Consider the following 20,942-nt stretch of genomic DNA (forward strand, 5'->3'; position numbering starts at 1 on the left):
TTACTGTTCTGCCTTTTTGGCACCAGGAAAGAGGATTTGCAGGCGGCTTTGTACCAGTTCGAGGGAGGCGGGTTCGCGCATCTCCTGGCGTAAAAATCGCTCGATGGCCGGGAACATTTTCACCGCTTTGTCGACGCTGGCATCCGCGCCTGCCACGTAGCCACCGAGTGGGATCAGCGGTTTGATCTCCATATAGGCGGCGTAGTTTTGCTTTAACGCGCGAGCGGATTGCTGATGTTCCGGGCGGGTGACCTGGTTCATGCAGCGGCTGATCGACTGGCCGATATCGATGGCCGGATAGTGCCCCGCTTCCGCCAGTTTGCGGGTTAATACGATATGCCCGTCCAGCACCGCGCGGGCGCAGTCGACGATGGGATCTTGCTGATCGTCGCCTTCCGCCAGCACGGTGTAGATGGCAGTCATCGATCCCGCGCTTTCGCTGTTGCCTGCGCTTTCGACCAGTTTGGGGATCATGCCGAATGCCGACGGCGGATAGCCTTTGGTGGCGGGTGGTTCGCCAAGCGAGAGCGCAATTTCACGTTGCGCCATCGCATAGCGGGTCAGGGAATCCACCAGCAGTAAAACATGATGCCCGCGGTCGCGAAACCAGGCGGCGATGGAGTGGCACAGTTCGGTGGCTTTCAGGCGCATCAGCGGCGATTCATCGGCGGGCGCGACGACGACGATAGACTTCGCCAGCCCGTCCGCGCCCAAGGAATGGTCGATAAACTCTTTCACTTCACGCCCGCGTTCGCCAATCAGCCCAACCACCACGATGTCGGCTTTAGTCTGGCGGGTGATCATCCCCAGCAGCACGCTTTTCCCGACGCCGCTGCCCGCCATTAGCCCGACGCGCTGGCCTTTGCCGATGGTCAGCAGGCCGTTGATCGCTTTCACGCCCACATCTAAGGGTTCGTCCACCGAACGGCGGGTTAAGGGATTGACCGAGGGCGGTAGCGGCGGCAGAAGGTCGTTGCCGTTCAGGCGGCCTTTACCATCCAGCGGTTCGCCGAGGCCATTCACCACGCGGCCTAACCAGCTTTCGCCAATCAGGATGTCGTGGGCTTTTTCTTCCGGGAAGACACGCGCCCCCGCCATCAGGCCAACTGGCTGTTTGAATGGCATTAAATAGGTGATGTCGCGATTAAAGCCCACGGCCTGCGCGTCAATCAGCGTATGATTGGCGCTTTCTATGCGGCACAGTTGTCCGGTCATTAATGGGCAGCCGACGCTCTCCAGCAGAATGCCGTTCAGGCGCACCAGCCGTCCGGCGACGCGAGCCAGCGGGATCGACTCCAGCGAGCGCAGGGCGTTATCGAAAGCAGAAAAATCACTCACCCTGCGACTCCGGCGTTAGCGTCTCTTGCAGTGCGGTCATGCATTGTTCAAGGCGATGCTCGCAGCCGATATCCAGTTCTGATTTATCGGTAATCACCCGGCATTCCCCCGGCGGCAAATCCGGCGAAGGCGTCAGCCCCCATTCGTTGACCTTTACCGGCACCGCATCGCGCAGGCGGTTAAACTCTTCCGTGCTCAGCATCACTTGCAGGGTTTCCGGCATCGCCGGGAAGGCCGCCAGCGCCTCTTCCACCAGCGCCAGTAACTGCGTCGGTTGCAGCGCCAGTTCGCAGCGAATCACCTGGCGGGTGACTTTCTCCACCAGTTGCAGCAAATCTTCCCGCTGTTTACGTTCGATATGGGCGAGGAAGTCGTTCACTTTACCGCTGATGGCCTCCAGCGGCTGCGCCGCTTCAATAAACTGCTTGCGCCCTTCCTGCTGCCCGGCGAGGCTGCCTTCGGTGTAGCCCTGACGTTGCCCCTCGGCAAAACCTTGCTGATGACCTTCGCTAAAGCCCTGCTCCTGCCCCTCGGTCATGCCCTGAGCAAACCCTTTTTGCAGCCCTTCCTGAAAACCGTCCATCAACTGGCGCTGGTAATCGGCGGCGCTAATGCTGGCAGTGAGCGGTTCTCCGGTCACCGCACGCTGGCGCGGCGGGAAACGGTGCAGGCGATAGCGCCCGCGCAGTGTTTCAATGGTCATGGGTTACTCCGCCGTCTGTTCCGCAAAGAGCTGTAGCTGAATTTCGCCCGCCTCTTCCAGTTCACGGGCGATACCCATGATTTCGCGGCGGATTTGTTCGATACGGCTAACCGGCACCGGACCCAGGCGCGCGGTGATCGCTTCCAGTTGCTGCACCTGACGTTTTGGCATCACCGCATAAATGGAGCGACGTAACAGGGCTTCGGTGCCTTTCAGCGCCACCGCCCAGTCTTCCATTGGCACTTCGTCGAGCAGGCGACGGCGTACCTCTTCGTTCTGGCGGCTGAGAATAAAGAAGTCGTACATCTCATCCTGCAACTGCTCCAGCACGTCTTCGTCGCGCTCGCGCATCTGGTCGAGGATCACCTGCTGGTTTCCCTGGAAGCGGTTGACAATATCCGCCGCCTGTTTGATGCCCTTCACCTTCGAGCCGTGCTCTGAAAGCACCGACAGGCCGCGTTCGATCAGACGATCCAGTTCATCCACCACGTCGCGGTTGACGTCGTTGAGTTTCGCTACCCGGTAGAGAATTTCGTTTTGCACCGATTCGTTGAGATAAGAGAGCACCGCCGCCGAGATTTCCGGCGTCAGAAACGCGAGGAATACCGCCTGCAATTGCAGATGTTCTTCGGAGATCAGCATCGCCAGCTGGCGCGGTTCCACCCATTGCAGGCGCGCCATCCGCGAGCGAATCTCATCGCCGTAGATGCCATTGATCACGCTGCTGGCGATCTCGGTGCCCAGCGCCTTGTTAAGAATGCCCTGCAACATGGATCGCGATGCGCCGTTGATCCCGCTCTGTTCGCGGAACTCATCAAAGAAGTTATTGATCACTTTGCGTGCCATGCTGGTTTTGACGCCGGAAAGCCGCGCCATGTTTTCGCTCAGGCGCACCACTTCTTCGCGGCTGAGTTTTTGCATCACCGTTGCCGCCGCTTCTTCGCCCAGACACAGCAGCAGAATCGCCGCCTGTTCGAGATAGCTGTTGCTCTTATTTATTGTCAATTCGCTCATTGCTGGTAATCCATTGTCTGAGAACTTCGGCAACGCGATCGGTGTCGCTCATGGCCAGTTTTTGCAGGAACTCGAGTTTCACTTCGAGGCCAGAACTCTGGGACGGCAGGCTGTCATCGCCAGGCAGCGACGGCAGGTCGACATTTTTACGCTCCTCTTCCGGCACGGCGATCCACGGTTCGCTGATGGCTTCCGGTTCTGGTGTGATAACCGGCGCACGTACCGCCGTCAGCCGTTTCATCAGCGGGCGCACCACAAAGAACAGCAGCAACAGCGCCAGCAGGCCGCAGCCAATCAGCCGCCCCCACGCCAGTACACTGTCATCTTTCCACAGTGGAATAACCGGTTCGACAGGCACCGCCTGCGGCACAAAGTTGAGCAGTGATAAGGTGAGATTGTCACCACGCTGGGCGTCGATTCCGGCGGCATTATTCAGCAACGCGGTCAGTTGCGTGGTTTGCTCCGGCTTCCAGTTTTTCAGCGCCGGGGCGTTTTGATTGAGCACCACCGCCACGTTGAGGCGTTTCACCGCAAAGCCGGGATGCTGAATATGCTGGACGCTGCGGTCGTAAGAGTAGTCGCGCTTACTTTCGCTGTGTTTGGAAAGCGCTTCCGGCGAGCGGTTTTCTTCCGCACCGTTGGTCATCTGATTCGCTGCAATCGGCGGACGGTTACTGAGCGAACCGGGCACGCCCATCGCCACCTGATTAGTGTCGCTGTCCAGCACGCTCTCTTCGCGGTTGATTTTCGGCGCGTCACCGTAGTGTTCCTGAGTTTCGTCGATGGTGCTGAGGTCGAGATCCGGCATCACACTGACGCGGTAATTCCCCATGCCAACCAGCGAATCCAGCACGTTCGCCACGCTGGCACGGGTTTTGTCCTGAATATCTTTGAGGATCTGATCGCGTTTACGGGTCGCGGCAGAAACCGCCTCGCCCGCGCCAATGCCGTCGGTCAGCAGATTTCCCGCCTGATCGACGACGCTGACTTTGCTGGCCTGTAGCCCCGGAATACTGCCGGACACCAGATGCACAATGGCGTTCACCTGGTCCATATTCAGCTTCGCGCCGTAATGCAAGCGCACCACCACCGAGGCACTGTTTTGCGGCTCATCGCTGACCACAAACGAGCTTTCTTCGTTGAGCGCCAGATGCACCCGCGCGCTTTCCACCGCGTCCAGCGACATGATGCTCTGCGCCAGCTCCCCTTCGAGGCTGCGTTTATAGCGCACGTTCTGCACGAACTGACTGCTGCCGAGCATTTCGTCTTTGTCCATCAGCTCGTAGCCGCTGGGCAATATCGCCTGCACGCCTTTCGCGGCAAGGGTCATGCGCGTTTTCGACAGTTCGTCTTCCGGCACCAGTATCTGCCCGCTTTGCGGGTCGATGCGGTAGGTGAGCTTTTCGCCGTCCAGCACGGTGACAATCTGCGACACGGGCAGATTTTCCTGGCGTCCGTAGAGCGAGACGTAGCCGCGATTCCCCGTCCATAGCACGCTGACGATAATCGCCGTCGCCGCAACGGCAAGCCCCACACCCGCCATCAACGCCCAGCGTTTGTTATCTGCGAGCCGCAGTCGAAACGCCGGAAAGGCCTGGGTTAACTTCTTTATTTGTGCATTCATAGGGTTAGATCGACATACTCATCAGATCGTTAAATCCGGTGGCGATTTTGTTGCGCACCTGCACCAGCGCGGAGAAAGAGAGCGACGCCTGCTGGCTGGCGATCATCGCCCCGGCGAGGTCATCACTTTTGCCCGTGTCGACAGCCGTTTGCTGCTGCTCCGCCACCTGCTGGAACTGGTCAACGTGACCGAGCGCGCCGAACATAATACGGTTAAACGACACGTCCGGGTCGGTGGAACTGAAGGTCATGGCGGGTAGCACTGGCGCCTGGGCGTTGGCCTGCATCCGCTGCACGTCCTGCATAATTTGCGCCTGCATGGTGCTGTTGATTGTGGTAATGCTCATTTTTAACTTCCGGGTCAGGAGAAAACTTCGATACCGTGCTTGCGCATGGAGGCCAGTCGATAGCGCAGGGCACGTGGGGTAATGCCTAACAGGTCGGCGATTTTGCTGCGGTTGCCCTGATATTTGCGCATCAGGTCGGCGATATATTGATACTGCGCGCTTCGTCCGTGCTGGCCTAAATCGCCGGTTTCGGCAATGTGGACGGCGGGCTGAACAGGCCATTGCAGTTCACTGTGGTCAGCAATATCGGTGTCCGGCAGGCCTAATGCATCCGGGTAAATTACGCCGTCGCGATTTAAAATCATTCCCCGCTGAATGGCGTTTTCCAGTTGGCGCACGTTACCGGGCCAGCGGTAATTAAGCAGCGCACGGCGGGTGGATTCGGACAGGGTGATATTTTTCACCAGCACCGTGGAGTATTTTTTAATAAATGACTCTGCCAGCGGAATAATATCGTTCAGGCGTTCACGCAGTGGCGGCATGGTAATAGGGATAACCGCCAGACGATAATAGAGATCTTCACGAAAACGTCCGGCGGCAACTTCCTGCTCCAGGTTTTTATTGGTGCAGGCAATCAGGCGAAAATTGAGTTTGATTTGTCGGTTACTGCCTAATCGCTCAACCTGTTGTTCCTGCAATACGCGTAATATTTTGGCCTGTAGCGCCAGCGGCATTTCACCAATTTCATCGAGTAATAAGGTGCCGTTATTTGCCAGTTCCATTTTTCCTGGCACGCTGGCAATTGCGCCGGTAAATGCACCTTTGTCGTAGCCAAATAACGTCGATTCCAGCATATTTTCCGGGATCGCCGCGCAGTTCACGCCGATATAGGGCGCATTATCATTTTCACCAAAGGCTACGGTGTGAATATACTTCGCCACGCACTCTTTCCCCGCGCCGGTTTCGCCCTGAATCAGGACCGGCACGTTAAAGGCGGCGACACGCTTTGCCAGAGTAAAAGCGTTAATGCTGGAGGCGGCAGATGCAATAAGTTCAGACATAGGGTGAACAATATAAGTAGCGACAATAATCAGGATGTTCTGAAGCGTATCACCGGCGGGATTAACAAGTTTGAATTAAACGATAATAAAAATATTATTTTTTTACAAACAACGAGTTATCCATGTAGGCCGGATAAGGCGTTTACGCCGCATCCGACAATCTTGCACCGGTGCCTGATGCGATGCTGCGCGTCTTATCAGGCCTACTGTTCGTGCAATGTTTTATGACGATGCCTGATATCTCACCCTTTAATAATTTAATTATTTTTTCACCCTATTAATAATTTGCCCCTTTCACGCCCCGTCTATTTAATACCTCACCTTGTGTCACTGCCGGAATTGCATGCACAAAAACGCCCATACCATTACAGCAGAGAAAGTAAGCCATGCTGAAGTACAGTAAAACGCCAGGCATCTTTAAATTAGAAGGTAATCGGCTCGGACGCCCCTACCATCGCCTGCCGACCCTGTTTACGGGGAATTTTGACGTGATTGATTCGCATCTTGGCAGCTACTTTCTCAAAAAGCATCGCAGCAATATCACTTTAAAAAAGATTGGTTGCGAAATGGATATTATTAATAAAAACGCCGAGTTGATGGTTTCCCAGGTCGGGCATCTGGCGTTTGATATTGATCGTTCCTTATTGTTAATGCTGCTGGGTAATTTTTATGGTCTGGAATCGTCTCTTGAAGAGGCGAAAGCGCATAACGGCCTACCGACCAAAACCGAAACACGATTAAAGAACCGACTCGCGCTGGATATCTGCACGCTGATATTTAATCTGCAAACCTCCGGTATTGCACTGAAATTAAAACTGGACAGCAGCACAGTGATTACCCACTGGGCGTATCAATTAACCTTTACCCTCGCGGGCGATGAAGAGAGCCGTTTTCGTATTTTGCTCGACGATGCCCACACCGATTTTATTTTAAATCTGATCCGCCACAGTGAGCACAGTAAACCGCAGCAGGTGGCGAAATCCGTCAACAAGCCGGCACTGATTAAAGAGATCATCCGCTCCCTGCCGTTGACCCTGAACGTCAAAATCGCCGAGCTGTCGATGAATGTTGCCGATCTGGCGCAGGTAAAAGCCGGAGATATTTTACCCATCTCGCTGGGAGAAACGTTCCCGGTGGCGATTGGGCAATCTGAATTATTTAGCGCCCTGATAGTGGAAGACAAAGACAAACTGTTTTTGTCGGAGCTGGCGGGCAAAAATGAGAATAGCCATGAGTAAGCAAGAAGATATTTTAGCCGGGGATTTTGGCCTCACCGATGACGTTGCGCCTGTCACGAAATCCGCCGACGCCGAAACGCTGGTCACCCGCCTGGAGGACCGTTTTTCCGACTCGATGACGCTGCTGAAACGCATTCCGGTGACCTTAACGCTGGAAGTCTCCTCGGTGGAAATCATGTTAGCCGACCTGCTGAACATCGACGATGACACGGTGATTGAACTGGATAAACTCGCCGGGGAGCCGCTGGATATCAAAGTGAACAATATCCTGCTGGGCAAAGCGGAAGTGGTAGTGGTCAACGAGAAGTACGGCCTGCGCGTGCTGGAGTTTAACACCCGCGATATCAACGACCTGGCGCCATGAAACGCCGCACTCAACTGACGCTGGGCCTGGCGCTGCTGGCGCTCGCGCCGCTGGCATTAGCCCAGGGCGGCGATATTGCGCTGCTTAATGTGGTCACTCACGGCAACACTCAGGAGTACAGCGTCAAAATTCAGGTACTGATTCTGATGACCCTCGTCGGTTTGTTGCCGACGATGGTGCTGATGATGACCTGCTTTACGCGCTTTATTATCGTGCTTTCACTACTGCGCCAGGCGCTGGGGCTGCAACAAACGCCGCCAAACCGCATTCTGATTGGCATTGCGCTCTCCCTCACCCTGCTGGTGATGCGCCCTGTCTGGCTGAATATTTACGACCACGCGGTGGTGCCGTTCGAAAACGATCAGATTACCCTGACCGATGCGTTAAGCACCGCCGCGACGCCGCTGAAACGCTTTATGCTGGCGCAGACCGACAAAAAAGCGATGGCGCAAATCATGACCATCGGCGGCGCAAAGGGCAATGCCGCCGACCAGGATCTCTCCATCGTGGTGCCCGCCTATGTGCTGAGCGAACTGAAAACCGCTTTCCAGATTGGCTTTATGATTTACATCCCGTTTCTGGTTATCGACCTGATTGTCGCCAGCGTATTGATGGCGATGGGGATGATGATGCTGTCGCCGCTGATCGTTTCGCTGCCCTTTAAGCTGATGCTGTTTGTGCTGATCGACGGCTGGTCGTTGACCATCGGCACGCTCACCACCAGCATTCGCGGACTGGGGCTGGGCTGATTATGCTGACCGTTGACGTAGCCGCCGACATTGTCGCCAGCGGCATAAAAGTGGTGATTTTACTGGTTTCGGTACTGGTGGTGCCAAGCCTGCTCGTTGGCCTGCTGGTGAGCGTGTTCCAGGCGGTGACGCAGATTAACGAACAGACCCTGAGCTTTTTGCCGAGGCTGATTGTCACGCTGGTGGTGCTGGGGATATGCGGCAAATGGATGATTACCCAGTTGCATGACCTGTGCATTCACCTGTTTAGCCAGGCCGCGTTGCTGGTGCATTAAGATGCGCACAAGCGACGTTACGCAACTGACGGATCTGGCGCTGGGGCTGTGGTTTCCCTTCGTGCGCATTATGGCGTTTCTGCGCTATGTGCCGGTGCTGGATAACAGCGCCCTGACTATGCGCGTGCGGATTATTTTGTCGCTGGCGCTGGCAATCATCATCACGCCGTTGATCCCCCATCCCATTCCGCATGATTTGCTCTCGCTCAACAGTTTGATCCTGACGGTGGAGCAAATCTTATGGGGCATGTTATTCGGGCTGATGTTTCAGTTTCTGTTTCTGGCGCTGCAACTCGCCGGGCAAATTCTCTCGTTCAATATGGGGATGAGCATGGCGGTGATGAACGACCCGAGCAGCGGCGCATCGACCACCGTGCTGGCGGAGCTTATCAACGTCTACGCGATCCTGCTGTTTTTTGCCATGGACGGGCATCTGTTGCTGGTGAGCGTGTTGTACAAGGGCTTCACCTACTGGCCGATTGGCAACGCGCTGCATCCGCAAACCCTGCGCACCATTGCGCTGGCCTTTAGCTGGGTGCTGGCGTCCGCATCGCTGCTTGCGCTGCCGACCACTTTTATCATGCTGATTGTGCAGGGCTGCTTTGGCCTGCTCAACCGCATTGCGCCGCCGCTGAATCTCTTTTCACTTGGCTTTCCCATCAACATGCTGGCAGGGCTGGTCTGCTTTGCCACCCTGCTCTACAACCTGCCGGATCACTATCTGCATATGGCGAATTTTGTGTTGCAGCAGCTCGACGCGCTGAAAGGTCACTATGGCGGATAGCAGCAGCGAAGAAAAAACAGAGAAACCCTCGGCGCAAAAGCTGCGTAAAGCGCGTGAAGAGGGACAACTGCCGCGCTCAAAGGATATAGGGCTGGCGGCGAGCCTGTTTGCGGCGTTTGTGGTGATCTCCAGCAGCTTCCCGTGGTATGCCGATTTTGTACGCGAGAGTTTTATCAGCGTGCATCAGTACGCGCAGGAGATTAATAACCCGGAGGTGATCGGCCAGTTTCTGCGCCATCACCTGTTAATTCTCGGCAAGTTTATTCTCACCTTGCTACCGATGCCCGCCGCCGCGCTGCTCTCTTCGCTGGTGCCCGGTGGCTGGCTGTTCTTGCCAAAAAAAATCCTCCCGGATTTCAGCAAAATCAGTCCGTTAAAAGGGATTGGGCGGCTGTTCTCCAGTGAACATCTTGCGGAAACAGGCAAGATGACGGCGAAGTCGGTGGTGGTGCTGGTGATGCTGTGGATTAGCCTGCGCAATAACTTTGCCGCCTTCCTCGGCCTGCAAGCGCTGCCGTTCAAACTGGCGATGAATGAGGGTTTGTCGCTCTACGCCAGCGTGATGCGCAACTTTGTCATCCTGTTTATTTTCTTCGCGCTTATCGACGTGCCGCTGGCGAAAGCCCTGTTCACCAAAGGGCTGAAGATGACTAAGCAGGAGCTGAAAGAAGAGTACAAAAATCAGGAAGGCAAGCCGGAAGTGAAGGCGCGCGTGCGGCGGCTGCAACGGCAACTGGCGATGGGGCAAATTCGCAAAGTGGTGCCGAAAGCCAACGTGGTGATCACCAACCCGACCCACTACGCCGTGGCGTTGCAGTATGACCAGTCACGCGCCGCCGCGCCGTTTGTGGTGGCAAAAGGTACCGATGAAATCGCCCTCTATATTCGTCAGGTCGCCACTGAAAATCAGGTGGAAGTGGTCGAGTTCCCGCGACTGGCGCGCTCGGTTTACTACACCACCCAGGTGAATCAGCAAATTCCGTTTCAGCTTTACCGGGCCATCGCCCACGTTCTGACCTACGTCCTGCAAATGAAACACTGGCGCGACGGCGCACAGCCGCGCCCGGCTCTGAACAGACATATTTCCATTCCCAAAGAGGTGCTTAAACTGGATGGCGAAAACAACTAAATCGTTCCTCGCGCTACTGCGCGGCGGCAATCTCGGCGTGCCGCTGGTGATCTTGTGTATTCTGGCGATGGTTATTTTGCCGCTGCCGCCTGCGCTGCTGGATATTCTGTTCACCTTCAACATTGTGCTGGCGGTGATGGTGCTGCTGGTGGCGGTGTCGGCGAAACGTCCGCTGGAATTCAGCCTGTTCCCGACTATTTTGCTGATCACCACCTTAATGCGCCTGACGCTTAACGTTGCTTCTACGCGCGTGGTGCTGCTGCACGGGCATCTCGGCGCGGGCGCAGCGGGTAAGGTGATTGAGTCGTTTGGTCAGGTGGTGATTGGCGGCAACTTTGTCGTCGGTTTCGTGGTGTTTATCATCCTGATGATCATCAACTTTATTGTCGTCACCAAAGGGGCCGAGCGTATTTCCGAGGTTTCTGCCCGCTTTACCCTAGACGCGATGCCCGGCAAGCAAATGGCGATTGACGCCGATCTTAACGCCGGGTTGATCAACCAGGCGCAGGCGCAGACCCGCCGCAAAGATGTTGCCAGCGAGGCCGATTTCTACGGCGCGATGGACGGGGCATCGAAGTTTGTGCGCGGGGATGCCATCGCCGGGATGATGATTCTGGCGATCAACCTGATTGGCGGCGTTTGTATCGGGATCTTCAAATACAACCTGAGCGCCGATGCCGCCTTCCAGCAGTATGTGCTGATGACCATCGGTGACGGGCTGGTAGCGCAGATCCCGTCCCTGCTGCTCTCTACCGCGGCAGCGATTATCGTCACCCGCGTCAGCGACAACGGCGATATCGCCCATGACGTGCGCCATCAGTTGCTGGCAAGCCCGTCGGTGCTCTACACCGCCACCGGGATTATGTTCGTGCTGGCGGTGGTGCCGGGAATGCCGCACTTCCCGTTCCTGATGTTCAGCGCCTTGCTTGGCTTTACCGGCTGGCGAATGAGCAAACGCCCGCAGGCGGCGGAGGCGGAAGAGAAAAGCCTCGAAACGCTGACCCGCACAATCACTGAAACCAGCGAGCAACAGGTCAGTTGGGAAACCATTCCGCTGATCGAGCCCATCAGTTTAAGCCTCGGTTACAAGCTGGTGGCGCTGGTGGACAAAGCGCAGGGCAACCCGCTCACCCAGCGTATTCGCGGCGTGCGGCAGGTGATTTCCGACGGCAACGGCGTGCTGCTGCCGGAGATCCGTATTCGCGAAAACTTCCGCCTCAAGCCCAGCCAGTACGCCATTTTCATCAACGGCATTAAGGCTGATGAAGCTGATATTCCGGCGGATAAACTGATGGCGTTGCCCTCCAGCGAAACCTACGGCGAGATAGACGGCGTGCTGGGGAACGACCCGGCGTACGGGATGCCGGTCACCTGGATTCAGCCCGCGCAGAAGGCGAAGGCGCTGAATATGGGGTATCAGGTGATCGACAGCGCCAGCGTGATTGCTACCCATGTTAATAAGATTGTGCGCAGCTATATTCCTGATTTGTTTAACTATGACGACATCACGCAGTTGCATAACCGTTTGTCGTCAATGGCACCGCGCCTGGCAGAGGATTTGAGTGCGGCGCTGAATTACAGCCAGTTGCTGAAAGTGTACCGGGCACTACTGACCGAAGGCGTTTCCCTGCGCGATATCGTCACCATCGCCACCGTGCTGGTCGCCAGTAGCACCGTCACCAAAGATCATATTCTGCTGGCGGCCGATGTGCGCCTGGCACTGCGGCGCAGCATTACCCATCCGTTCGTTCGCAAGCAGGAGCTGACGGTGTATACGCTGAATAATGAGCTGGAAAACCTGCTGTCCAACGTGGTGAATCAGGCGCAACAGGCTGGCAAAGTGATGCTCGATAGCGTGCCGGTGGACCCGAATATGCTCAACCAGTTCCAGAACACGATGCCGCAGGTGAAAGAGCAGATGAAAGCGGCAGGGAAAGACCCGGTGCTGCTGGTGCCGCCGCAGTTGCGCCCTTTGCTGGCGCGTTATGCGAGGTTGTTTGCGCCGGGGTTGCATGTGCTGTCGTATAACGAAGTGCCGGACGAGCTGGAGTTGAAGATTATGGGGGCGTTGAGTTGATTGAGGATTCTTTTCCATACTTTGCAGCACCTGACACCATTAATTGACGTCACACTGCAAAGAGACTACGATGACACCATACAATGACGTCATGGATTGATAGTATGATTAAGGTCAGCGCGCTAGGCTCTCGTCATAGAAAAACATTCGACGATGTAATGACGGAGCCGCCAAAATCTGGAATTAAATGGGATGATGTTGTTGCTCTCATTAAAGCGGTGGGTGGCTCAATAAAAAATAACAACGGCTCCAGACGAAAATTTCAGATTGGAACGACCAAATTCAGCACACATGAGCCGCATCCAAAGAATGTGATGGATAAAGGCGCAGTAGCAGGTCTTAAGGAGTGGTTTGTTAACTGTGTAGGGGTAGATTATGAATAAAGCATCGAACATTATCACAATTAAAGGTCAACCAGCCGCAGTGACATTTGAAGCCGATATCAACGCATTTCGCGGCAAGTTCCTCAATGTAAACGGTTATTGTGACTTTGTAGCCACAAGTATTGAGGCATTATATCGTGAAGGCGAAAGCGCTCTGGATGAGTGGATGGCGGATTGTGAAGAGGACGGTATTGCCCCTTTTCGTGAAGAAGAAGAGCAAAAACGCCTGACGCTTCGTGTGCCGCATCACATCGATTCGCGGCTGACCATCGTCGCCAGACAACATTCCATTTCAAAAAACCAGCTCATTATTGATGTCTTAGAACGTGAGTTTTCAGCCCAGATGTAAACAGGTCGGATGCCGCGTGGCATCCGACCTGTTGCCAGTTCGTCAATATTACCCATTTACAAAATCGTCTCTTCCGTCAAAATCCGCCGCGCGCCTAAAAAATGATCATGCCAGAAAGGTTCAGCTAACCGACTTACCCGAATGGTTTCCCCGGTGCGCGGCGACTCGATAAACTGACCGTCTCCCAGATACACGCCCATATGGTCGGCAATCTCGCGGCTGTGAATATGGAAAAACAGCAAATCTCCCCGGCGCAGGTCGTTATTTGCCACAATGGTTGCCCGACGGTAGTGATACATCTCATTGGCCGTGCGCGGGAGTTTCGCCTCGAGGATCTTGTTGTAGGCATAAAAAACCAACCCGCTACAGTCGAAGCCTTGATCGGGTCGCGTGCCGCCCCAGACGTATGGCTTGCCAAGCTGCTGCTCCAGACGGTGAATCGCCACTTCGGTGATATTATGCAGGTGGTTACTGCTGAGGAAATGATTGTTTTCCGCCAGCGCCTGCCAGCGTCTGTCACTCGCCTTGAGCGGCGCAGGAAACCATTCTGGATGCTGTTTTATCTGTTCGCGGTTGTGTTGCCGCAGTGCCCTTCTGCTTTCGGCATTGCCTTCCACAATATAGCTGGCCTGCTTTTTCAGATGAATTTGGTACTGTTTTAATAAACGCGCACGGTTTTGCATCCGCTGGCGGGCGGCGTAGCTGAAAGAGATATGTGATGTGGTGGCGCTGGCGAGTAAAGGGAGCAAAACGCATAACGAAAACACGCCTGGATGCAGAAATCTGCCGAGCAAGAACGAAGACATGAAGGACATAAACCGGCTGAATGAAGGTGAGAATTTTAAAAGACCGGAGGAGTAAACGGGATTATTAATTGCTTATTTGCATATTACTATTGAGGTTTCATAATCTTAGGAAATAAATGATACATGCGCTTTTCGGACTAATGAAAACTGCCCTTGTGCTAAATTTGTAAACCCTGCGCCGACAGGCTTGCGTAAAACTCTTTTGGTGATAATGTGAGCCTTCCAAATCCAGACTATTCCGATTTGGGATCCATTTTGCCGTCCTGGCGTGTGTAACCGTTTTATCAAGGAATAAGCAGTATGCGTAAAATCGCATTAATTCTTGCGATGTTGTTGATCCCGTGCGTTTCGTTTGCCGGTTTGCTGGGCAGCAGTAGCTCGACCACGCCAGTGAGCAAAGAGTATAAGCAGCAGTTGATGGGATCCCCTGTCTACATCCAGATCTTCAAGGAAGAACGTACGCTCGATCTCTACGTCAAAATGGGCGAGCAATATCAACTGCTCGACAGCTATAAAATCTGTAAATATTCCGGCGGCTTGGGGCCAAAACAGCGTCAGGGCGATTTCAAAAGCCCGGAAGGGTTTTATAGCGTCCAGCGTAATCAGTTAAAACCAGACAGCCGTTACTACAAGGCGATTAATATCGGTTTCCCCAATGCCTATGACCGTGCGCATGGTTATGAAGGGAAATACCTGATGATCCACGGCGATTGTGTTTCCATCGGCTGCTACGCGATGACCAATCAGGGTATTGATGAGATCTTCCAGTTCGTTACTGGTGCGCTGGTGTTTGGTCAGCCGAGCGTGCAAGTGAGTATTTACCCGTTCCGCATGACCGACGCCAATATGAAGCGCCATAAATATTCCAACTTTAAGGACTTCTGGGAGCAACTGAAGCCGGGCTACGACTACTTTGAGCAAACCCGTAAGCCACCGACCGTTTCTGTGGTCAATGGCCGTTACGTGGTCAGCAAGCCGTTAAGCCACGAAGTTGTGCAACCACAGCTGGCATCAAACTACACGCTCCCCGAGGCAAAATAAGCGCCATTCGCCTGGCATAATCTTTTGCCAGGTTTCATTGCCCGTCAGCGGCTGTGTTGCAATCACCGTGACCACATCATTCGGTGTGGTCTGCGAGCTGAAGTCGATTTCCACATCCTGATCCAGCAACGTTGCCACGCCAAACGGCGCGCGGCGGGTGATCCAGTGTAAATTAGTCGAGCAATACGCCATTACATAGCGCCCGTCCGAAAGCAGCATGTTGAAAACGCCCTTCTGCCGCAGTTCATCCGCCAGTGAGGCGATATATTTAAATACCGCCGCCATGTTGCCCGGTGTGCGCGGGTAACGCTGCGTTAATTTATGTAGGAGCCAGCAGAAGGCTTTTTCGCTGTCGGTTTCGCCTACCGGGCGGAAGTTGCCGGTTTCCAGTGATTTGTAGCCCGTCAGTTGTCCGTTATGGGCATAAGTCCAGTTACGCCCCCATAACTCGCGGGTAAATGGGTGAGTATTTTCCAGCGCCACCTCGCCCCGATTAGCCTGGCGAATATGAGCCACCACCGAACAGGATTTTATCGGGTAGTCCTGGACAAGTTTGGCGATGGGGGAATTAAAGCTGGGTTGTGGATCTTTAAATGTGCGACAGCCTTTACCTTCGTAAAAGGTAATGCCCCAGCCATCTTTATGTGGCCCGGTTCCACCACCACGCTGTACAAGTCCGGTGAAACTAAAGCAGATATCGGTAGGGACGTTGGCGCTCATCCCGAGCAATTCGCACATCGGTAACCTCCACAACAGCGGGAGCGCATGGCCCCCGGCGAAGATTGATTAAAAAGTAATAAGGTGCAGGCTGTTACCCTCACCCCGGCCCTCTCCCTGATAGGGAGAGGGAGAAAAGCCCTTACTTAGCCATCTCTTTTTCAATTAACTGGATCAGGATATGGATCACTTTAATGTGAATCTCCTGAATGCGGTCGGCATAACCAAAGTGCGGAACGCGAATTTCGATATCCGCCGTGCCAGCCATTTTGCCGCCGTCTTTACCGGTCAGGGTGATCACTTTCATCCCCTTCTCACGCGCCGCTGCGATCGCTTTGATCACGTTTGCAGAGTTACCAGAGGTGGAGATCCCCAGCAGTACATCGCCTTCGCGACCTACCGCTTCAACGTAACGGGAGAAAATATCATTGAAACCGAAATCGTTACCGACGCAGGAAATATGACTAACGTCAGAAATGGCAATCGCCGGATAGCCCGGACGGTTTTCACGGTAGCGCCCCGTCAACTCTTCGGCAAAGTGCATGGCGTCGCAATGGGAACCGCCATTACCGCAGGAAAGCACCTTACCACCGGCTTTAAAGCTATCTGCTAACAGGACCGCCGCGCGCTGAATGGCGTGAATATTGGCGTCATCTTTTAAAAAGTTAGCCAGCGTTTCCGCCGCTTCGTTCAGTTCGTTACGAATAAGATCCTGGTACATGAGGATATCCTTCAGCATAAATGTAATAGACAAAATGCAGTGTACCGGATACCGCCAAAAGCGAGAAGTACGGGCAGGTGCGATGACCAGGACTTTTTGACCTGAAGTGCGGATAAAAACAGCAACAATGTGAGCTTTGTTGTAATTATATTGTAAACACATTGCTAAATATTTTTACATCCACTACAACCATATCATCACAAGTGGTCAGACCTCCTACAAGTAAGGGGCTTTTCGTTATGATGATTTTGAGTATTCTCGCTACGGTTGTCCTGCTCGGCGCGTTGTTCTATCACCGCGTGAGCTTATTTATCAGCAGTCTGATTTTGCTCGCCTGGACAGCCGCCCTCGGCGTCGCTGGTCTGTGGTCGGCGTGGGTACTGGTGCCTCTGGCCATTATCCTCGTGCCATTTAACTTTGCGCCTATGCGTAAGTCGATGATTTCCGCGCCGGTATTTCGTGGATTCCGTAAGGTGATGCCACCGATGTCACGCACTGAAAAAGAAGCGATTGATGCAGGCACTACCTGGTGGGAAGGCGACTTGTTCCAGGGTAAGCCGGACTGGAAAAAGCTGCATAACTATCCGCAGCCGCGCCTGACCGCAGAAGAGCAAGCGTTTCTCGACGGCCCGGTAGAAGAAGCCTGCCGGATGGCGAATGATTTCCAGATTACTCATGAGCTGGCTGATTTGCCGCCGGAGCTGTGGGCGTACCTTAAAGAGCATCGCTTCTTCGCGATGATCATCAAAAAAGAGTACGGCGGGCTGGAGTTCTCGGCTTATGCCCAATCTCGTGTGCTGCAAAAACTCTCCGGCGTGAGCGGGATCCTGGCGATTACCGTCGGCGTGCCGAACTCATTAGGCCCGGGCGAGCTGCTGCAACATTACGGCACTGACGAGCAGAAAAATCACTATCTGCCGCGTCTGGCGCGTGGTCAGGAGCTCCCTTGCTTTGCACTGACCAGCCCGGAAGCGGGTTCCGATGCGGGCGCGATTCCGGATACCGGGATTGTCTGCATGGGCGAGTGGCAGGGCCAGCAGGTGCTGGGGATGCGACTGACCTGGAACAAACGCTACATTACGCTCGCGCCAATTGCTACCGTGCTTGGGCTGGCGTTTAAACTCTCCGACCCGGAAAAACTGCTGGGTGGTGCAGAAGATTTAGGCATTACTTGTGCGCTGATCCCGACCACCACGCCAGGCGTGGAAATTGGTCGTCGCCACTTTCCGCTGAACGTACCGTTCCAGAACGGACCGACGCGCGGCAAAGATGTCTTCGTACCGATCGACTACATTATCGGCGGACCAAAAATGGCCGGGCAAGGCTGGCGGATGCTGGTGGAGTGTCTCTCCGTGGGCCGCGGCATCACCCTACCTTCCAACTCAACCGGCGGCGTGAAATCGGTAGCGCTGGCAACGGGCGCGTATGCGCACATTCGCCGTCAGTTCAAAATCTCTATCGGTAAGATGGAAGGGATTGAAGAGCCGCTGGCGCGTATTGCCGGGAACGCTTATGTAATGGATGCTGCGGCATCGCTGATTACCTACGGCATTATGCTCGGTGAAAAACCTGCCGTGCTGTCGGCTATCGTTAAGTATCACTGTACCCACCGCGGGCAGCAGTCGATTATTGATGCGATGGATATCACCGGGGGCAAAGGCATTATGCTCGGGCAAAGCAACTTCCTGGCCCGTGCTTACCAGGGCGCACCGATTGCCATCACCGTTGAAGGGGCCAACATTCTGACCCGCAGCATGATGATCTTCGGTCAGGGAGCGATTCGTTGCCATCCGTACGTGCTGGAAGAGATGGAAGCGGCGAAGAACAATGACGTTAACGCGTTCGATAAACTGCTATTCAAACATATCGGCCACGTCGGCAGTAACAAAGTTCGCAGCTTCTGGCTGGGCCTGACGCGCGGTTTAACCAGCAGCACACCAACCGGCGATGCCACTAAACGTTATTATCAGCACCTGAACCGCCTGAGTGCCAACCTCGCCCTGCTTTCTGATGTTTCGATGGCGGTGCTGGGCGGCAGCCTGAAACGTCGCGAACGCATCTCGGCACGTCTGGGGGATATTTTAAGTCAGCTTTACCTCGCCTCTGCCGTTCTGAAGCGTTATGACGACGAAGGCCGTAATGAAGCCGACCTGCCGCTGGTGCATTGGGGCGTACAGGATGCGCTGTATCAGGCTGAACAGGCAATGGACGATTTACTGCAAAACTTCCCGAACCGCGTGGTTGCCGGGCTGCTGAATGTGGTGATCTTCCCGACCGGACGCCATTATCTGGCACCGTCTGACAAACTGGATCATAAAGTGGCGAAGATTTTACAAGTGCCTAACGCCACCCGTTCACGTATTGGTCGCGGTCAGTACCTGACGCCGAGCGAGCATAACCCGGTTGGTTTACTGGAAGAGGCGCTGGTGGATGTGATTGCCGCCGATCCGATTCATCAGCGGATCTGTAAAGAGCTGGGTAAAAACCTGCCATTTACCCGTCTGGATGAACTGGCGCACAACGCGCTGGCAAAGGGGCTGATTGATAAAGATGAAGCCGCTATTCTGGTGAAAGCTGAAGAGAGTCGTCTGCGCAGTATTAACGTTGATGACTTTGAGCCGGAAGAGCTGGCGACGAAGCCGGTAAAGTTGCCGGAGAAAGTGCGGAAAGTTGAAGCCGCATAATTGAATAACGGAGCCGAAAGGCTCCGTTTCATTATCCGCTAATTATTTAAAATTAAAGCCATCCGGATGATTTTCCAGGCTGCCGGTCAACGCCGCGAATAGCACCGTTTTACCATCAATCGAAAGCGCATCATTCACATTCAACCAGGTGAGTTTCTCTTGCGACGTTTTCTCATCAATGGTCGAGAACAGCCCCGTCATCTGATTAGATTTCTCGGACCACATCACAGCGATACGTTGCGAGCCACAGTCATGCGGTTTGCACGCGCTCATCACCTGATACGTCTCATCTCCCAACGTTACGGTTTGTGCAGGGGTATAAGTCCCGCCTTTCATCACCCAGGCAGGCAGCTTATGCCCTTGCACCATCTGATTAAACGCAGCTTTGGTGGTTTCGCCCTTTGCAAGGCTGCTAATGGTTAAATCATCCTGCGCCATTGCACTGGTGGCGATGACCAGAGCGGCGACTGTTGTTATTGCCTTAAACATCATTCCTCCCGAGCTTATCCTGCCCATGTTATTAACCTCCTAAAGCCTGGCGATAACACGATAATTTGCAAATCAGATATTTCCAATATCAGCATTTGTTATCAATTTATTCTGCGCTAAGGCAACTGCCTGATAAGGTGTTAAAGTTATAAAACCCTTCACATAAAGGAGTTGTACACCGTGCCTGGCTTGAAGATTACGCTTTTGCAGCAACCACTGGTGTGGATGGATGGTCCTGCCAACCTGCGCCATTTTGATCGTCAACTAGAAGGTATTACCGGGCGCGATGTGATCGTTCTACCGGAGATGTTTACCAGCGGCTTTGCCATGGAAGCGGCAGCTTCGTCGCTAGCACAAGATGACGTAGTGAACTGGATGACAGCTAAAGCGCAGCAGTGCAATGCGCTGATTGCAGGCAGTGTTGCATTACAAACGGAGTCTGGTTCGGTTAACCGCTTTTTGCTGGTTGAGCCGGGCGGCACGGTACATTTTTATGATAAGCGTCATCTGTTCCGAATGGCAGATGAGCATCTGCATTATAAAGCGGGCAATGCGCGAGTGATTGTGGAATGGCGCGGCTGGCGTATTTTGCCGCTGGTGTGCTACGACCTGCGTTTTCCGGTGTGGTCGCGCAATCTCAACGATTATGACCTCGCCATCTACGTTGCCAACTGGCCTGCACCGCGCTCTCTGCACTGGCAGGCATTGCTGACGGCCCGCGCGATTGAGAATCAGGCGTATGTGGCGGGATGCAATCGCGTCGGCAGCGATGGCAACGGCTGCCATTATCGCGGTGACAGCCGGGTGATTAATCCACAGGGCGAGATTATTACTACTGCCGACGCGCATCAGGCAACGCGCATTGATGCCGAGTTGTCGATGGCGGTGTTAAGGGAATATAGAGAAAAGTTTCCAGCATGGCGGGATGCGGATGAGTTTAGGTTGTGGTGAGTGGGGGTTGTGTTTAGGGCCGGGGAGAGTCGGGGTAAGACTACGAAAGCCCGCTCCCAGCAAGGACTGACGCCAGATACTTTCTGTCCATGGCTGCTTTTCGCATCTTACGTCTTAACCCTGCCTTGAATACCTTATCATTCGTCAAAATATTAATAG

General features: G+C 54.3%; 22 protein-coding genes and 1 pseudogene. 12 read left to right on the forward strand and 11 right to left on the reverse strand.

Annotated features, from left to right (window positions below; translation table 11 throughout):
- The 6 genes from fliI to BEB42_RS20770 are packed head-to-tail and all read right to left on the reverse strand — an operon-like array spanning position 1 to position 6,026.
- Positions 1 to 1,338, reverse strand: a complete 1,338-nt coding sequence (gene fliI, locus BEB42_RS20745; RefSeq protein ID WP_001279401.1) for a flagellar protein export ATPase FliI — start codon at positions 1,336 to 1,338, stop codon at positions 1 to 3.
- Positions 1,331 to 2,041 (reverse strand): flagellar assembly protein FliH, encoded by a 711-nt coding sequence (fliH, locus tag BEB42_RS20750; protein WP_000151509.1) that lies wholly within the window; start codon positions 2,039 to 2,041, stop codon positions 1,331 to 1,333. The genes fliI and fliH overlap by 8 nt, the downstream gene beginning before the upstream one ends.
- Before the next feature lie 3 nt (positions 2,042 to 2,044).
- On the reverse strand, positions 2,045 to 3,055 hold the full coding sequence (locus tag BEB42_RS20755; protein ID WP_001293120.1) for a flagellar motor switch protein FliG: 1,011 nt from the start codon (positions 3,053 to 3,055) through the stop codon (positions 2,045 to 2,047).
- Positions 3,033 to 4,679: a flagellar basal-body MS-ring/collar protein FliF gene (gene fliF, locus BEB42_RS20760; RefSeq protein ID WP_000993682.1), complete on the reverse strand. Its 1,647-nt coding sequence runs from the start codon at positions 4,677 to 4,679 to the stop codon at positions 3,033 to 3,035. Before fliF ends, BEB42_RS20755 begins: the two co-directional genes overlap by 23 nt.
- A gap of 4 nt (positions 4,680 to 4,683) precedes the next feature.
- Positions 4,684 to 5,025, reverse strand: a complete 342-nt coding sequence (locus BEB42_RS20765; protein WP_000029082.1) for a flagellar hook-basal body complex protein FliE — start codon at positions 5,023 to 5,025, stop codon at positions 4,684 to 4,686.
- Positions 5,026 to 5,039: 14 nt separating this feature from the next.
- Positions 5,040 to 6,026 carry a sigma-54 interaction domain-containing protein gene (locus BEB42_RS20770; RefSeq protein ID WP_001292192.1) on the reverse strand — a complete coding sequence of 329 codons (987 nt, stop codon included), beginning with the start codon at positions 6,024 to 6,026 and terminating at the stop codon, positions 5,040 to 5,042.
- A 386-nt stretch (positions 6,027 to 6,412) separates the two neighbouring features.
- Here BEB42_RS20770 and BEB42_RS20780 point away from each other — a divergent pair, with 386 nt between their 5' ends.
- From BEB42_RS20780 to BEB42_RS20820, 9 genes are all read left to right on the forward strand, one after another.
- Positions 6,413 to 7,264, forward strand: coding sequence for a FliM/FliN family flagellar motor switch protein (locus BEB42_RS20780; protein ID WP_000922508.1), 852 nt, complete (start codon positions 6,413 to 6,415; stop codon positions 7,262 to 7,264).
- The gene (locus BEB42_RS20785; protein WP_000043125.1) at positions 7,257 to 7,628 is read left to right on the forward strand and encodes a FliM/FliN family flagellar motor switch protein; all 372 of its coding nucleotides are present in this window, start codon (positions 7,257 to 7,259) and stop codon (positions 7,626 to 7,628) included. The genes BEB42_RS20780 and BEB42_RS20785 overlap by 8 nt, the downstream gene beginning before the upstream one ends.
- Entirely contained in the window at positions 7,625 to 8,377 is a 753-nt protein-coding gene (gene fliP, locus BEB42_RS20790; protein ID WP_000830268.1) for a flagellar type III secretion system pore protein FliP, read from the forward strand. Before BEB42_RS20785 ends, fliP begins: the two co-directional genes overlap by 4 nt.
- A 2-nt stretch (positions 8,378 to 8,379) precedes the next feature.
- A complete protein-coding gene (locus BEB42_RS20795) occupies positions 8,380 to 8,652 on the forward strand; it encodes a flagellar biosynthetic protein FliQ (RefSeq protein ID WP_000958539.1) in 273 nt (90 codons plus the stop codon).
- 1 nt (position 8,653) lies between these two features.
- Positions 8,654 to 9,436, forward strand: coding sequence for a flagellar biosynthetic protein FliR (fliR, locus tag BEB42_RS20800; RefSeq protein ID WP_001260514.1), 783 nt, complete (start codon positions 8,654 to 8,656; stop codon positions 9,434 to 9,436).
- The gene (gene flhB, locus BEB42_RS20805) at positions 9,426 to 10,565 is read left to right on the forward strand and encodes a flagellar type III secretion system protein FlhB (protein ID WP_000785644.1); all 1,140 of its coding nucleotides are present in this window, start codon (positions 9,426 to 9,428) and stop codon (positions 10,563 to 10,565) included. Before fliR ends, flhB begins: the two co-directional genes overlap by 11 nt.
- Positions 10,549 to 12,642 carry a flagellar biosynthesis protein FlhA gene (flhA, locus tag BEB42_RS20810; RefSeq protein WP_001140810.1) on the forward strand — a complete coding sequence of 698 codons (2,094 nt, stop codon included), beginning with the start codon at positions 10,549 to 10,551 and terminating at the stop codon, positions 12,640 to 12,642. The genes flhB and flhA overlap by 17 nt, the downstream gene beginning before the upstream one ends.
- Positions 12,643 to 12,746: 104 nt before the next feature.
- On the forward strand, positions 12,747 to 13,025 hold the full coding sequence (locus BEB42_RS20815; RefSeq protein ID WP_000598759.1) for a type II toxin-antitoxin system HicA family toxin: 279 nt from the start codon (positions 12,747 to 12,749) through the stop codon (positions 13,023 to 13,025).
- Positions 13,018 to 13,374, forward strand: a complete 357-nt coding sequence (locus BEB42_RS20820; protein ID WP_001030482.1) for a type II toxin-antitoxin system HicB family antitoxin — start codon at positions 13,018 to 13,020, stop codon at positions 13,372 to 13,374. The genes BEB42_RS20815 and BEB42_RS20820 overlap by 8 nt, the downstream gene beginning before the upstream one ends.
- Positions 13,375 to 13,430: 56 nt before the next feature.
- Here the strand turns inward: BEB42_RS20820 and BEB42_RS20825 are convergent, their stop codons facing one another.
- Positions 13,431 to 14,180, reverse strand: coding sequence for a C40 family peptidase (locus BEB42_RS20825; protein ID WP_000093942.1), 750 nt, complete (start codon positions 14,178 to 14,180; stop codon positions 13,431 to 13,433).
- 300 nt (positions 14,181 to 14,480) lie between these two features.
- Here BEB42_RS20825 and dpaA point away from each other — a divergent pair, with 300 nt between their 5' ends.
- The gene (dpaA, locus tag BEB42_RS20830) at positions 14,481 to 15,221 is read left to right on the forward strand and encodes a peptidoglycan meso-diaminopimelic acid protein amidase (protein WP_001225679.1); all 741 of its coding nucleotides are present in this window, start codon (positions 14,481 to 14,483) and stop codon (positions 15,219 to 15,221) included.
- Here dpaA and BEB42_RS20835 read toward each other — a convergent pair.
- Entirely contained in the window at positions 15,192 to 15,959 is a 768-nt protein-coding gene (locus BEB42_RS20835; protein ID WP_000333380.1) for a class II glutamine amidotransferase, read from the reverse strand. The two genes, dpaA and BEB42_RS20835, sit on opposite strands and share 30 nt — an antisense overlap.
- A gap of 121 nt (positions 15,960 to 16,080) precedes the next feature.
- Positions 16,081 to 16,659, reverse strand: a complete 579-nt coding sequence (gene lpcA / locus BEB42_RS20840; protein WP_001353440.1) for a D-sedoheptulose 7-phosphate isomerase — start codon at positions 16,657 to 16,659, stop codon at positions 16,081 to 16,083.
- A 239-nt stretch (positions 16,660 to 16,898) separates the two neighbouring features.
- Here lpcA and fadE point away from each other — a divergent pair, with 239 nt between their 5' ends.
- Positions 16,899 to 19,343 (forward strand): acyl-CoA dehydrogenase FadE, encoded by a 2,445-nt coding sequence (gene fadE / locus BEB42_RS20845; protein ID WP_000973101.1) that lies wholly within the window; start codon positions 16,899 to 16,901, stop codon positions 19,341 to 19,343.
- 42 nt (positions 19,344 to 19,385) lie between these two features.
- Here fadE and ivy read toward each other — a convergent pair whose 3' ends face one another.
- Positions 19,386 to 19,832 (reverse strand): Ivy family C-type lysozyme inhibitor, encoded by a 447-nt coding sequence (gene ivy, locus BEB42_RS20850; RefSeq protein WP_001308392.1) that lies wholly within the window; start codon positions 19,830 to 19,832, stop codon positions 19,386 to 19,388.
- A gap of 180 nt (positions 19,833 to 20,012) precedes the next feature.
- On the opposite strand from ivy, the gene yafV reads away from it, so the two are divergent.
- Positions 20,013 to 20,783, forward strand: a complete 771-nt coding sequence (gene yafV, locus BEB42_RS20855; protein WP_001118032.1) for a 2-oxoglutaramate amidase — start codon at positions 20,013 to 20,015, stop codon at positions 20,781 to 20,783.
- A 40-nt stretch (positions 20,784 to 20,823) separates the two neighbouring features.
- Here yafV and BEB42_RS20860 read toward each other — a convergent pair.
- Positions 20,824 to 20,942: pseudogene (locus tag BEB42_RS20860) on the reverse strand (ISAs1 family transposase); the annotation flags it as partial.

Origin of the sequence: Escherichia sp. MOD1-EC5990, from assembly GCF_002965285.1 — a bacterium.
GTDB classification, from domain to species: Bacteria; Pseudomonadota; Gammaproteobacteria; order Enterobacterales; family Enterobacteriaceae; genus Escherichia; species Escherichia coli_F.